The following is a 13,744-nucleotide window of genomic DNA, read 5'->3' on the forward strand; positions in this document are numbered from 1 at the left end:
TGAAGATTTGTGCGCGGGGCAGCCCGCACCATCGAGACATGGACGCAGCGACAGCCCGCCCCCGCTGGACGCGGGCCCGGGAACGGGAGGAGAACTTCCCCGTCGCGCTGCGCTGGCTGCCCCGTGACCTGCGCGACCACCTGCACGCGGTGTACGCGGTGGCCCGCACGATCGACGATGTGGGCGACCGATCGACCGGCGACCGCACCGCGCGGTTGCTGGCGCTGCGCGCGGATCTGGCGCTGGTGTGGACCGGTGACACCCCGGCCGAGCCGGTGTTCCGGGAGCTGGCGCCGACGGTGGCCGCGTGCGGGCTGGCGCAGGAGCCGTTCCAGCGCCTGATCGAGGCGAATCTGGCCGATCAGCGGGTCACCCGGTACGCGACGTTCGAGGATCTGCTCGAGTACTGCCGGCTGTCCGCGGATCCGATCGGGCGGATCGTGCTCGGCGTCTTCGGGCAGGCCACACCCGCGACCACCGCGCTGTCCGACCGGGTGTGCACGGCGTTGCAGATCCTCGAGCACTGCCAGGACGTCGCGGAGGACTACCGGGCGGGGCGGATCTACCTGCCACAGGACGATCTGACCGGTGTCGCCGACGAACAGCTGATCACGGGCGGCCCCGGGCCGCGGGCCGTGGTGCTGCGCCAGGTAAACCGGGCCTCGGCTCTGCTCGACGAGGGGGCGGTGCTGGTCGGGCGGCTCACCGGGTGGGCGCGGATCGCGGTCGGCGGGTATGTGGCGGGCGGCTACGCGACCGCGCGGGCGCTGCGCGCGGCCGGCGGTGATGTCTGGACGCGAAAAGTCGTTCCCGGACATGTCGACACCGTACGCACGATGGTGGCTCTCCTCGGCCGTGCGGCGGTGGTGTCGCGATGACGGCCACGATTCCCACGGTCGCCGACGCCTACGCGGCCTGCGAGCAGATCACCCGCACCGAGGCCAAGAACTTCTACTACGGCATCCGCCTGCTGCCGCCGGACAAGCGGTCCGCGCTGTGCGCGCTCTACGCGCTCGCCCGCCGCATCGACGATATCGGCGACGGCGCGCTGGCTCCGGCCGCCAAGACCGAGGCGCTGGCGCTGCTGCGCAAATCCCTCGACGACCCGGGCGGCCAGGACGATCCGGTGCTGGTCGCCGTCGCCGAGACCGCGCGACGCTATCCCGTGCCGATGCCCGCGTTCGGCGAGCTGATCGACGGTGTGCAGATGGACGTGGACGGGACCGGATACGCCGATTTCGCCCATCTGACCACGTACTGCCGGTGTGTCGCGGGATCCGTGGGCCGGTTGTGCCTGTCGGTCTTCGGCACCGGCTCCGATCCCCGGGCGCCGCTGTTCGCCGATCAGCTCGGCATCGCGCTCCAGCAGACCAATATCCTGCGCGATATCCGCGAGGATCTCGGCGACGGCCGCGTCTACCTGCCGCGCGACGAGCTGGACCGGTTCGGGGTGCGGCTGGAATTCGACGCCACCGGGGCGCTCAGCGATCCGGACGGGCGGCTGGCGGCGCTCGTGCGCACGGCCGCCGAGCGGGCCGAGAACTGGTACTGCCTGGGCCTGCGGCTGCTCCCCGAACTGGACAGCCGCAGCGCCGCCTGCTGCGCCGCGATGGCGGGCATCTACCGGCAGCTGAACTCCCGCATCCGCGCGAATCCCGCGGCGGTGTACGACCGGCGGCTGTCCCTGTCGGGGTGGGAGAAGGCCCGCGTCGCCTCGAGCGCGCTGCTGCGGTCCTCCGCGACGCTGGCGGGTGTGCGGTGACTCCCCGGGTGGCGGTGGTCGGCGGCGGGCTGGCGGGTATCACGGCGGCGCTGGCCTGCGCCGATGCGGGATATCGGGTGACCCTCTACGAATCCCGGCCCCGGCTCGGCGGATTGACCTACTCGTTCGAGCGCGGCGGGCTGCGGGTGGACAACGGCCAGCACGTATTCCTGCGCTGCTGCGAGCGGTACCGCGCCCTGCTCACCCGGCTGGGCGTGGAGCGGGACGTGAATCTCCAAGAGCGACTGGATATTCCGGTACGCGGGCTGTCACCCGGTACTTCGACGGCTGAGACGTTCACCGCGGCGGGCCGGCTGCGTCGCCTGTCGCTGCCCGCTCCCCTGCACCTGAGCTGGGCCCTGCTGCGCTACCCGTGGCTGGACACCGCCGCGCGGGTGCGGTTCGTCCGCGCCGCACTGGCACTCCGCGCCGTCGATCCGGCCGATCCCCGCAGCGACACCACGAGTTTCGGTGCGTGGCTGCGCGAATACGGCCAGGACCGCGCCGCGATCGAGAGCCTGTGGGATCTGGTGGGGATCGCGACCCTCAACGCCCGCGCCGACGACGTCTCACTGGCCCTGGCGGCCACCGTCTTCCAGATCGGGCTGCTCACCGAGGCGGCCGCGGCGGATATCGGCTGGGCCCGAGTTCCCCTGGGGCAGTTGCACGGTGAGGCGGCGGGGCGGGCGCTGGCCGCATCCGGCGTAGACGTGGTGACGCACGCGAAGGTGACGGCTGTCCGGCAGGCCCCGGGCGGCTGGGCGCTGTCGGCCGACGACACCGCCGTCACGGCCGACGCGGTGGTACTCGCGGTGCCGCCGGATGCGGCCGCGGCCCTGTTACCGCCCGGCGCGGTGGACCTGGGCCCGGATTGGGCTGCCGCCCTGGGTAGTTCGCCGATCATCAACGTGCACGCGGTCTACGACCGGAAGGTGATGGACGGGCCGTTCCTGGCCGGGATCGGGACGGCGGCGCAGTGGGTGTTCGACCGCACCGCGGCCTCGGGCCTGGACGACGGCCAGTACCTCGCGGTCTCGGTCTCCGCCGCCGACGAATTCGTCGACCTGCCTACCGCCGAACTGCGCCGGCGCTTCCTCCCCGCCCTGAACGCCCTGCTCCCGGCCACTCGTGCGGCGGAGGTCCGCGACTTCTTCGTCACCCGTGAGCGGCACGCCACCTTCCGCCCCTCCCCCGGCACCACCCGCCTGCGCCCGGCCGCCCGCACCGCGCTCCCCGGCCTCTACCTGGCGGGCGCGTGGACCGCCACCGGCTGGCCCGCGACCATGGAGGGCGCGGTCCGCAGCGGCGAATCCGCTTCCGCCGCACTACTTTCGGACCTCTCCCCCATCCGCTCCCGGGAGGCGGTCCGATGACGGGATCCGGCTACCGCGCGCACGTCTCGGAGGTGATTCGGTGACCACGACCACGGCGGCGAAGGTAGACACCGGCAGCGATGCGGTCCGAGAGGCACTGCGGCAAGCGGTGAACCGGCTCGACGACACGATCCGGCCGGTGGTCTCCTACCACTTCGGCTGGTGCGACGAGCACGGCCGGCCGGTACGGACGAACGGCGGCAAATCCCTGCGATCCCGCCTGGTGCTGCACGCCGCGCGGGCCGTCGGCGGCGACGACGCCCGCGCGCTGCCCGGCGCGGCCGCGGTCGAGCTGGTGCACAACTTCTCCCTGGTCCACGACGATTTGATGGACCGCGACGCCACCCGCCGGCACCGGCCGACGGTCTGGGCCGTGTGGGGTGACGCGGTGGCGGTCCTCGCCGGGGACGCGATGCTCTCCCTGGCGCCCGAGGTGCTACTGGAATCCGGTTCGCCGCAGGCGGTTCCTGCCGCCCGGATGATCGGCGCCGCGACCCGGGAGCTGATCCGGGGCCAAGCCGCCGATGTCGGCTTCGAGCACCGTGACAACGTCACGCTCGCCGAATGCGTCCGGATGGCCACGGGGAAGACGGCGGCGCTATTGGCCGCCAGCGCGTCGATCGGCGCGGTGCTGTCCGGCGCGCCGCCGCGCTCGGTCACGGCGATGAAGCACTTCGGCCACCACCTCGGCCTGGCATTCCAGCTGGTCGACGATCTGCTCGGCATCTGGGGCGATCCGGAGACGACCGGTAAGCCGGTCTGCTCGGATCTGCGCTCGCGCAAGAAGTCGCTCCCGGTCGTGCGGACGCTGGAGGCCGGCGGTCCGGCGGGACGCGAGCTGGCGCTGCTGCTCGCCCAGCCGGACGCCCTCACCGAGGCGCAGTTGCGGACCGCGGCGGATCTGGTCGACCGGGGCGGCGGGCGGCGCTGGGCGCGGGCCGAGGCCCGCCGGCGGATCACGCTGGCCGAGCGGTCGCTGGCCGTGGTGCCGATGGCGGAGACCGCCCGCAGGGATCTGACCGACCTGGCGAATTTCATCGTCGAACGGAGTGCGTGAGCATGACAGTGATCGACACCGCGACCACCGCGACCGACGACCTCGCGTCCGTCCACGACGCGTTGCACGCCGCCGTCGCCCACCTGCGTGGCCTCCAGGACGACAACGGTTGGTGGAAGGGCGAATTGGCCACCAACGTGACCATGGACGCCGAGGATCTGCTGCTGCGCGAATTCCTGGGCATCAGCACCCCGCGGGTGACCGAGCCCGCCGCCCGCTGGATCCGGTCGCAGCAGCGCGAGGACGGCACCTGGGCGACCTTCCACGGCGGTCCCGGCGACCTGTCCACCACCGTCGAGGCATGGGTGGCGCTGCGGCTGGCCGGTGACTCCCCCGCCGCGCCGCATATGCGCGCGGCCGCCGACTTCGTGCGGGCGGGCGGCGGTGTCGAGGCGAGCCGGGTGTTCACCCGGATCTGGCTGGCGCTGTTCGGGCTGTGGTCGTGGGACGATCTGCCCAACCTGCCACCGGAACTGGTCTTCCTGCCGCCCTGGTTCCCGCTCAACGTCTACGACTGGGGGTGCTGGGCGCGGCAGACCGTGGTGCCGCTGACCGTGGTCGCCACGCTGCGGCCGGTCCGCCCGCTGCCGTTCGGCATCGACGAACTGCGCGCCGGATCGCCTGCGCCGCAGCGTGATTCGCTGTTCAGCGTCTCCGGCGCCTTCCAGCGGCTGGACACCGTGCTGCACGGGTACGCGCGCCGCCCGCTGGGCTGGGTGCGCGATCTCGCGATGCGGCAGGCGGCGGAATGGATCCTGGCCCGGCAGGAGGCCGACGGCGGGTGGGGCGGCATCCAGCCGCCCTGGGTGTATTCGCTGCTCGCGCTGCATCTGCTGGGCTACTCCCTGGACCACCCGGCCGTGCGCGCCGGGCTGGACGGACTCGAGGGTTTCGTCGTCCACGAGCAGACCCCCGACGGCGAGGTGCGCCGGCTCGAGGCGTGCCAGTCGCCGGTGTGGGACACCGCCCTCGCCGTCACCGCGCTGCTGGATGCCGGTGTGCCCGGCGACGATCCGGCCGTGCTGCGGGCCGCGGACTGGCTGCTCGACGAGCAGATCACGGCGGGCGGCGACTGGCAGGTGCGCCGTCCCGACCTGACGCCGGGCGGCTGGGCCTTCGAATTCGCCAACGACGGCTATCCGGATACCGACGACTCGTCGCTGATCGTCCTGGCGCTGAACAGGGTCGCGCACCCCGATCCGGCGCGGCTGCGCGCGGCCGTGGAGCGGGGCGCGGAGTGGACGACCGGCATGCAGTCCGCCGACGGCGGCTGGGGCGCCTTCGATGCCGACAACACCTCGAAACTCCCTCTCGCCCTGCCGTTCTGCGATTTCGGGGCGGTCACCGATCCGCCGTCGGCCGATGTCACGGCGCACGTCGTGGAGATGCTCGCCGCGCTCGGCCGCGCATCCGGCGACGAGTGCCGTCGCGGGGTGCGCTGGCTGCTGGCGCATCAGGAACGGGACGGGTCGTGGTTCGGCCGCTGGGGCGCCAATCACGTCTACGGCACCGGCGCGGTCGTCCCCGCGCTGATCGCGGCCGGTGTGGACCGGCGGTCCCGGCACATCCGGGCCGCGGTGCGCTGGTTGCGAATTCACCAGAACCGCGACGGGGGCTGGGGCGAGGATCTGCGCTCGTACCGCGACGCGACCTGGATCGGGCGCGGCGAATCGACGGCCTCCCAGACCGCCTGGGCGCTGCTGGCCCTGCTGGCCGCCGACGCGGACCGCGCGGTCATCGATCGCGGAATCCGCTGGCTGGTCGGCACGCAGCGGCCCGACGGCGGATGGGACGAGGACCTCTTCACCGGCACCGGGTTCCCCGGGGACTTCTACATCAACTATCACCTGTACCGGCTCGTGTTCCCGATCTGGGCGCTCGGCAGGTATCTGAGTCGCGAGGACGGGTGAGCCCATGCACCCCGGAACCGTCTGTGCCCCACTGCGGAGCGAGTGGGCGGCCCTGCGCGGGGCGACCGCCGCGCCCATGGTGCGGACCGGTCGCGGGCCCACCCACCGGCTGAACTCGCCGACCGGCGCGATCGCGGTCGCCGGGGTCGCGGGTGCGCTCGATCCCGCGCTCTGCCCCGGGGATCTCGTCGTCGCACAGGAGATCCGGAGAGCGGGGAGCGCGCTCCCGAGCCTGGCCGCACCGCTGCTGCACGCCGCGCTGCGGCGCCTGGGCCTGCCGGTGCACCTCGGCCCGATCTTCTCCGCCGAGAACATCGTCGACGGCCCCGCCCGCACCCGCCTCGCCACCACCGGCGCCCTCGCCGTCGACACCGAATCCGCCTTCCTCGCCGACGCCGCCCCCGACGGCCGCACGGTGGTCGTCCGGGCCATCGTGGACACCCCCGGCGCGCCCCTCGTCCATCCGGGGACCGTCCTCCGAGGCATTCGAGCGCTGCACGCATTGCGCTGTGCCGCACCGGTTCTCGATCAGTGGTCGGCGGCGCTCGGCGAGCGGGAGGTGGTGCTGTGTTATTCGCCCGGCCCCGGCGCCACCGGCGTCGGCCACTCCATTTTTCCGGCACGCTTTTGGCCGGAATCCACCGGTGGTTCCCGGCCAAAAGCATGCCGGGAAAACGAGAAGGCGCTAGCCGACGCGGAGAGCGAGAGGGCGAAGGCGCTAGCCGACGCGGAGAGCGAGAGGGCGAAGGCGCTAGCCGACGCGGAGAGCGAGAGGGCGAAGGCGCTAGCCGACGCGGAGAGCGAGAGGGCGAAGGCGCTAGCCGACGCGGAGAGCGAGAGGGCGAAGGCGCGGAACAGGTCGCGCGTCGATCTTGTCCTGGTGCTGGTCGGACCGGCAGGGGCGGAGCCCATACTGTCCCCGCCGCAAGGTATTCCGGTGTATCCGGTCGACGGTGTCGAGGCGGTGGATCTGCGGATGCTGCGCGGTGTGCGGCGGATCGCGATGGCCGTGACCCCCTCGGCCCCGGCCGGGCTGGCATCCGATCTGATCACCGCCCTGGCCGGGCTGGGCCCGGTGCGGGTGCGCGAGACCACGGCCGACCAAGAACATCGTTCCACCCTCGGGAGGTGAGTTGAATGGCCATGCCCTGGCGTCAATCCCTGCGCCTGGGAACCTATCTCGCGAAGCAGAAGATCCTGCGCCGCGAGAAGTTCCCCATTCTGGTCGAATTGGAGCCGCTGTTCGCGTGCAACCTGAAATGCGCGGGCTGCGGCAAGATCCAGCATCCGCACGACCTACTCAAACAGCGTATGCCGGTGGAACAGGCCGTCGGCGCGATCGAGGAGTGCGGCGCGCCGATGGTGTCGATCGCGGGCGGCGAACCGCTCATGCATCCGCAGATCGACGAGATCGTGCGACAGCTGCTGGACCGCAACAAGATCGTATTCCTGTGCACCAACGCGGTCCTGCTGCCCAAACACCTGCACAAGTTCGCCCCGCACCGGAACTTCGCGTGGATGGTGCACCTCGACGGCCTGCGGGAGCGCCACGACGCCTCGGTCTGCAAGGACGGCGTCTTCGACCAGGCCGTCGACGCGATCCGCCAGGCCCAGGCGGCCGGTTTCCGGATCATGACCAACACCACCTTCTTCGATCTGGACTCGCCGCAGGACGTCATCGACGTCCTCGACTACCTCAACGACGATCTCGGCATCGACCACATGCAGATCGCCCCCGGCTACGCCTACGAGAAGGCGCCCGATCAGGAGCACTGGCTCGGCGTGGAGGACACCCACCAGCTGTTCGCCAAGGCCTTCGCGGGCGGACGGCGCAAGAAGTGGCGGCTCAACCACTCGCCGCTGTACCTGGACTTCCTGGAGGGCAAGGTCGATTTCGACTGCACGGCCTGGGCGATCCCGTCGTATTCACTGAAGGGCTGGCAACGTCCCTGCTACCTGCTGGACGACGGCTACGCCGCGACCTACCGAGAGCTGATCGACGACACCGACTGGGCGAGCTTCGGCCGCGGCAACGATCCGCGCTGCGCCAACTGCATGGCCCACTGCGGGTACGAACCCACCGCGGTCGTCGCCACGCTCGGTTCGCTCCGGGAGACGATCCGGGCCGCGGTGAACTGACCCGCGCGCGGCGTTTCGCGCGGCCGCCAGGCTCGCTACCAGGTAATTTGGCGAAGTGCGACGTATCCACACCGAGGTGGACACGGTCACGGCCTTTCTGGCGACCCTCGTTGCCGGGCTGTCGCTGGCCTTGCCGATCGACTTCCGGTGGACGAGCGAATCCTCGCCACTGCAGCTGAACCTGCTCGCCTACAGCCAGCCCCGGGCCGTCGCGGCGGGCGCCATCGTCGCGGTGGTCGTCGCCACGGTGCTCACCGCCGCCGACAGCGAGGTGGTGTCCTGGTGCACGGCGCTGTGCGGGATCGCGATCGTCACGGCGAACCATCTGGTCGGCTACAACGCCAGTCCCGGGGCCTCGCTGGCGACCATGAACTTCCTCGACGCGGCGGTCGGCGGCCTGCTGCTCGCCAGCGTCGGCACCGCCGTCATGCGACGCCGGATTCCGACCGCCGGCTGGCTGCTCGGCATGGTCGCCAGCATCTCGGTCGCCGAGGCGCTGCCGTCCGCGGATCATTCCGACGACGGCGAATTCCGGATGCACTGGACGGCCACCGATTCTCCGCCGGTGTGGCTGATCTGCGTAACGCTGGCGCTGGTGGCCGTGAGCACGTATCAGAACCGCCGCCGCCCGGACGTCCAGCGCATGTCGGTCGAACTGCCGATGGCCCCGATCGTCTCCGGCCTGCTGCTGGTCGCGGCCGGGGCGCTGACCTCGGGATGGGTGACTCGCAGCGGCGACAGCACGGTCGTGGTCGTCGCGGCGGTCGCGCTCGCCACGCTCGCCGCCGGACTCGCCGCACTGCTGCTGCCGGATCACGAGGGTGTCTTCCCGCTGATGGCGGTGGCCGTCACCGCGGCGGGGAACGCGCTGATCTCGGCCACGCTGGAACCCTGGTCGGTGCCGCTGTTCCTGGTGCTGGCCGGCGGCGGGCTGGCGGCCGGCATGCGATGGCCGCATGTGACGGCCGGTTTCGGCGCGGCCGCCGCGGTGGCACTCGCCTCGACGGTCCTGGTTTATCTCGACAGCCACAGCGGCGTGATCGACCGCGTCGGGAACTGCGCGCTGGCCGTGGTCGTGGGGTACGGCCTCGGTGCGGCGCTGCCGCGACGCGGTTCGTCCCGCGTGATCGGCGTCGTGCTGATCGTCGCGCCCTCGGCGGTGCTCGCCCTGCGCACCCGCCTGAGTTTCGGTGACTGCGCCGAGGATCCGTCGCCGGGCGGCGGCCTGGTATGCGAATTCGACGGGCGCGCCTCGGCTGTTCCGGGCTGGGCGGCCGTCGCCGTGATCACCGGTTGCCTGCTCTTCGCCCGCATGCTGTTACGCCGTCGCGTTGACAAGACCCCGAGCGGCGCTTAAGTTTTCCGAACCGATCGAGCGTCAAGATCACACCGCACAGGGAGCCGCCGATGGCAACCGGCTTGACGCGCAGGACCTTTCTGCGCACAGCGGGCATCGGCGCGGCCGCGTTCTCCGCCGCATGCACCGGCTTCACCACCAGCGGCGCGGGCGGAATGGTGTTCCTGTCCACCCAGTTCCGGCCCGCCGACGAGGCCGAGCGATTCCGTTCGCTGCTCTCCCGGACCGCGTCCGGCGTCAGCTACGTGACCATCGAGGAGAGCCCGTTCGCGAGTCAGGTGCGCAGCCAGGTCGACGCCGGTGACACCAAGATCGGGTTGCTGGGCGGGCTGCACGGCGATCTCGCGCCGCTGGCCGACGGCTACCTGAACGATCTCACCGGACTGCTCGCCGATCTCGGGGACCGCGGCTGGCCCGCCGACTACCTGCGGCTGGCCCGGTCGGGCACGGACCGCACGTGGTACATCCCCTGGGCCACCGCGAGTTACGTCCTCGCCGCGCACGCCGACGCGCTCGAGCGGCTGCCGTCCGGCGTCGACGCGAACGCGCTGACCTACGACCAGTTCCTCGACTGGGCGATCGCCGCCCGGCGGGCCAACGGCAATCGCCCGATGCTCGGGCTGCCCGCGGGGCCGAAAGGGTTGCTGCACAGATTTGTTCAGGGTTTCCTGCTGCCGTCGTTCACCGGCGGCCAGATCACCACCTTCCGCTCGCCGGAGGCGGTGACGGCCTGGCAGTACTTCCGCGAGCTGTGGGCCAATTGCGCCTCCTCGAGCACCGGCTACGACTTCATGCAGGACGCGCTGGACGGCGGGGAGGTGCGGATGGCGTGGGATCACGTGGTCCGGCTGGCGCAGGCGCCCGCGCGGGATCCGGGGCGGTGGCGCATGCTGCCCGCACCGCGCGGCCCGCACGGACTCGGGTACATGGCCGTGGTGACCGGTCTCGCGGTGCCCCGGCACGGCCCGGATCCCGAACTCGCGCAACGCACCATCTCGACGCTCACCGAGCCGGATACGCAGATCGAGCTGCTGCGGTCGAACGGCTTCTTCCCGTCGATCGACACTCCCGTGCCCGGCGACCTGCCCCCGGCGGTGACGATGGAGGCCGACGCCCTGCGCCGTCAGCAGCGGGCACCGGACGCCCTGCTGTCGCTGCCTCCGGTCGGACTCGGTAAACGCGAGGGCGAGGTGAGCAAGGTGTTCCAGGACAGCTTCCGCTCGATCGTGCTGGGCGGGGCCGATATTCGCGCCACGCTCGATCAGCAGGCGCGGGTGCTACAGGGCATCCTCGACGATCTGAAGGTGCCGTGCTGGGCCCCGGACCCCGCCGCCGACCGCTGCGAGGTGGGGTGAGATGACCAGATCCCGATCACCCTGGATCCTGCTGCTGCCGTCGATCGTCTTGCTGGCGGCGCTGTTCGGCTGGCCGCTGATCCAGGCGGTGCTGGCGGCGTTCCGTGGCGACGAGGGCTTCACTCTCGACAATTGGCACCGGCTGTTCGACGACCCGTATTTCTTTACCGCGCTGCGTAATACGCTGCTGCTGATCGTCATCGTCGTGCCGATCCAGCTGGTGCTGTCGGTCGGGATGGCGCTGCTGCTGCAGGCGCGGCCACGATTCGCCGGAGCGCACTTCTACCTGTGGTGCGTGCCGCTGGCGATCTCCGAATTGGCGGCGGGCCTGGTGTGGCTGTCGGTCTTCGGCAACCGGGGCTATCTGAACTCGCTGCTGGTGTGGCTCGGGCTGTCCGAGAACGGGGTGCAGTGGCTGGGCTATCAGCACACCGGCACCATGCTGCTGGCCGTGGTGATCGCGGAGATCTGGCGGGCCACCTCGCTGGTGTTCGTGATCGTCGTCGCCGGGACGCAGCTGATGCCCCGCGACTACGACGAGGCCGCCCAGGTCTTCGGCGCGAACCTGTGGCAGCGGCTGCGCCACGTGACCCTGCCGCTGCTGGGCCCCAGCCTCCAGGTGGCCCTCATCCTGCGCACCATCCTCGCCCTCCAGGCCTTCGCCGTCGCCCAGGCCCTCACCGGCCGCGACTTCCCGCTCCTGGTCGGCGAGACCTACCAGTGGTACTCCAACCTCCAGAACCCCGCGGTAGCGAGCTGCGTCTCCCTTGTCGTACTGGCGATTTCGCTGGGGACAGCCGTCTTCTATCTGCGCACGGTGCGGGAACCGGAGGGTGCGCGATGACCGAGGCCCACCGCGCGGATTTGCCGCCCATCGACCGCGCTCCGCTAGTCAGGCGACAATGGCGGGCGGTAGGCGTGCAGATCGCCTGCATCGCCATCACCCTCTTCATGGCGCTCCCGATCGTGCTCATCGCCCTGTCGGCGGTGTCGTCCCGGGACGCGCTCAACCGATTTCCGAAACCCCTTGTCCCGAGCGAGATCTCGACCGATACGCTGGTCTCGTTCTTCCGGTCCACCGGAACAGTGGCGGCGCTGGGGAATTCGGTACTGGTCGGGCTGTACACCGTGTTCTGGTCGCTGATCGTCGGCGCGCCCGCCGGATATGCGTTGGCGCGCTACGCCTTTCGCGGGAAGGACGCCTACCAGGTGTTCGTGCTGCTGGTGCGGGCGCTGCCGATCGTGGTGCTGTCGGTGCCGCTGGCGACGATCTTCCTGCACCTGCACGTCTACGACACGGTGCTGGCGGTGACGCTGGTGCACACCGTGCTGGCGCTGCCGACCACGGTGCTCATCACCGCCAGCATCTTCGTCGCCGTGCCGACCGACCTCGAAGAGGCGGCCCGGGTGTTCGGCTGCACCCGCTGGCAGGCGGCGCGCCGGGTCGTGGTGCCGCTGGCGCTGCCGGGACTGGCCGCGTCGTCGATCTTCACCTTCGTGCTGTCGTGGAACGAGATCCTCGGCGCGACCATCGTGACGCTGGGCCACCGCACCCTGCCCGCCCAGGTGCTCACCTCGCTCGGGGAGGCGTCCACGCCGTACCGGTTCGCGGGCGGGTTCGCGCTGATCATCCCGGCGCTGCTGTTCATCCTCGTGATGCGGCGCTATCTGGTGAACATGTGGGGGACGACGCTGCGATGACGGAGGAACGCGATGGCTGAGGTGATCCTGCGCGATCTGGTGAAGACCTATCCCGGCGGCACCGTGCGCGCCACCGACGAGGTCTCGCTCGAGGTCGCCGACGGCGAGTTCATGGTGCTGCTGGGACCGTCCGGCTGCGGTAAGACCACGCTGCTGCGCATGATCGCCGGACTCGACCTCCCCGACTCCGGGCAGATCGTGATCGGCGGGCGGGACGTCACCTATCTGGAACCGCGGCGGCGCAATCTGTCGATGGTGTTCCAGTCCTACGCGGTGTTCCCCAACAAGAAGGTCGCCGACAACATCGGTTTCGGCCTGCGCGTGCACGGCGTACCCGCCGACGAGATCCGCCGCAAGGTCGCCTGGGCCGCCGACCTGCTGCAGCTCACGCCCTATCTCGACCGCTATCCCGCGAAACTGTCGGGCGGCCAGCGCCAGCGGGTCGCGGTGGCCCGCGCGATCGTGATGGACGCCGACGTGCTGCTGATGGACGAGCCGCTGTCGAATCTCGACGCCCTGCTGCGCCTGTCGTTCCGCGCCGACCTGAAGAAGCTGGTGAGCGACCTCGGCACCACGACGATCTACGTGACCCACGATCAGGTCGAGGCGCTGTCGCTGGGCCATCGCGTCGCCGTTCTGCGCGAGGGCCGCATCGCCCAGACCGGGGCGCCGACCGACGTCTACGACAGTCCCGCAACCGAATTCGTCGGCGGCTTCCTCGGCAGCCCGCCCATGAACTTCCTCACCGGCCCCGTCGCATCCGGCCGTCTCGACCTCGGCACGCAATCCCTCGCGGTCCCGCCCGCCCTGTCCTCCTTCGACGGCCGCGAACTCCGCCTGGGCATCCGCCCCGAGGCGCTCACCGTCACCGACACTCCCGGCCCCGACACCCTCACCACCGAACTCCAGGTCCTGGAACCCCTCGGCTCCGCCACCCTCCTCACCACCGCCCTCGCCGGCCAGACCCTCAAGGTCCAGGCCCCCGCAGGGTTCCACGCCAGCCCGGACACTCCCCTCACCCTCACCGCACCCCCGGCCGCCCGCCGCTGGTACGACCCCGAGACCGGCCTGCTCCTCCAAACCCCCTGAC

General features: G+C 71.1%; 12 protein-coding genes. All 12 read left to right on the forward strand.

What is annotated here, in order from left to right:
* Positions 1-38 precede the first annotated feature (38 nt).
* Genes hpnC through ON41_RS24315 form a run of 12 tightly spaced genes read left to right on the forward strand, consistent with a single transcriptional unit; the run spans position 39 to position 13,743 of the window.
* Positions 39-878, forward strand: a complete 840-nt coding sequence (hpnC, locus tag ON41_RS24260; RefSeq protein ID WP_051162361.1) for a squalene synthase HpnC — start codon at positions 39-41, stop codon at positions 876-878.
* Positions 875-1,762, forward strand: a complete 888-nt coding sequence (hpnD, locus tag ON41_RS41130; protein ID WP_040750042.1) for a presqualene diphosphate synthase HpnD — start codon at positions 875-877, stop codon at positions 1,760-1,762. Before hpnC ends, hpnD begins: the two co-directional genes overlap by 4 nt.
* Complete coding sequence (gene hpnE / locus ON41_RS41135; RefSeq protein ID WP_051162363.1) at positions 1,759-3,135, forward strand: hydroxysqualene dehydroxylase HpnE; 1,377 nt, start codon at positions 1,759-1,761, stop codon at positions 3,133-3,135. The genes hpnD and hpnE overlap by 4 nt, the downstream gene beginning before the upstream one ends.
* 40 nt (positions 3,136-3,175) lie before the next feature.
* A complete protein-coding gene (locus tag ON41_RS24275) occupies positions 3,176-4,192 on the forward strand; it encodes a polyprenyl synthetase family protein (RefSeq protein WP_051162365.1) in 1,017 nt (338 codons plus the stop codon).
* A gap of 2 nt (positions 4,193-4,194) precedes the next feature.
* The gene (shc, locus tag ON41_RS24280; RefSeq protein WP_040750043.1) at positions 4,195-6,102 is read left to right on the forward strand and encodes a squalene--hopene cyclase; all 1,908 of its coding nucleotides are present in this window, start codon (positions 4,195-4,197) and stop codon (positions 6,100-6,102) included.
* Between the two features lie 4 nt (positions 6,103-6,106).
* Positions 6,107-7,234, forward strand: a complete 1,128-nt coding sequence (locus tag ON41_RS41815; protein ID WP_051162367.1) for a phosphorylase family protein — start codon at positions 6,107-6,109, stop codon at positions 7,232-7,234.
* A gap of 5 nt (positions 7,235-7,239) precedes the next feature.
* Positions 7,240-8,241 (forward strand): adenosyl-hopene transferase HpnH, encoded by a 1,002-nt coding sequence (gene hpnH, locus ON41_RS24290; RefSeq protein WP_040750044.1) that lies wholly within the window; start codon positions 7,240-7,242, stop codon positions 8,239-8,241.
* Between the two features lie 55 nt (positions 8,242-8,296).
* Positions 8,297-9,598, forward strand: coding sequence for a hypothetical protein (locus ON41_RS24295; RefSeq protein ID WP_040750045.1), 1,302 nt, complete (start codon positions 8,297-8,299; stop codon positions 9,596-9,598).
* Positions 9,599-9,648: 50 nt separating this feature from the next.
* The gene (locus ON41_RS24300; protein WP_040750046.1) at positions 9,649-10,953 is read left to right on the forward strand and encodes an ABC transporter substrate-binding protein; all 1,305 of its coding nucleotides are present in this window, start codon (positions 9,649-9,651) and stop codon (positions 10,951-10,953) included.
* 1 nt (position 10,954) lies between these two features.
* Complete coding sequence (locus ON41_RS24305) at positions 10,955-11,797, forward strand: carbohydrate ABC transporter permease (protein WP_040750047.1); 843 nt, start codon at positions 10,955-10,957, stop codon at positions 11,795-11,797.
* Positions 11,794-12,654, forward strand: a complete 861-nt coding sequence (locus ON41_RS24310; protein WP_040750048.1) for a carbohydrate ABC transporter permease — start codon at positions 11,794-11,796, stop codon at positions 12,652-12,654. The genes ON41_RS24305 and ON41_RS24310 overlap by 4 nt, the downstream gene beginning before the upstream one ends.
* 12 nt (positions 12,655-12,666) lie before the next feature.
* Positions 12,667-13,743 (forward strand): ABC transporter ATP-binding protein, encoded by a 1,077-nt coding sequence (locus tag ON41_RS24315; protein WP_040750049.1) that lies wholly within the window; start codon positions 12,667-12,669, stop codon positions 13,741-13,743.
* The last annotated feature ends 1 nt before the right edge of the window (position 13,744 follow it).

It is taken from the genome of Nocardia transvalensis NBRC 15921 (assembly GCF_000308875.1).
Taxonomy (GTDB): domain Bacteria; phylum Actinomycetota; class Actinomycetes; order Mycobacteriales; family Mycobacteriaceae; genus Nocardia; species Nocardia transvalensis.

Coding starts and splice junctions, on each gene's coding strand:
- hpnC (WP_051162361.1), top strand. CDS start 39: ATGGACGCAGCGACAGCCCGCCCCCGCTGGACGCGGGCCCGGGAACGG.
- hpnD (WP_040750042.1), top strand. CDS start 875: ATGACGGCCACGATTCCCACGGTCGCCGACGCCTACGCGGCCTGCGAG.
- shc (WP_040750043.1), top strand. CDS start 4,195: ATGACAGTGATCGACACCGCGACCACCGCGACCGACGACCTCGCGTCC.
- ON41_RS41815 (WP_051162367.1), top strand. CDS start 6,107: ATGCACCCCGGAACCGTCTGTGCCCCACTGCGGAGCGAGTGGGCGGCC.
- hpnH (WP_040750044.1), top strand. CDS start 7,240: ATGGCCATGCCCTGGCGTCAATCCCTGCGCCTGGGAACCTATCTCGCG.
- ON41_RS24300 (WP_040750046.1), top strand. CDS start 9,649: ATGGCAACCGGCTTGACGCGCAGGACCTTTCTGCGCACAGCGGGCATC.
- ON41_RS24305 (WP_040750047.1), top strand. CDS start 10,955: ATGACCAGATCCCGATCACCCTGGATCCTGCTGCTGCCGTCGATCGTC.
- ON41_RS24310 (WP_040750048.1), top strand. CDS start 11,794: ATGACCGAGGCCCACCGCGCGGATTTGCCGCCCATCGACCGCGCTCCG.
- ON41_RS24315 (WP_040750049.1), top strand. CDS start 12,667: ATGGCTGAGGTGATCCTGCGCGATCTGGTGAAGACCTATCCCGGCGGC.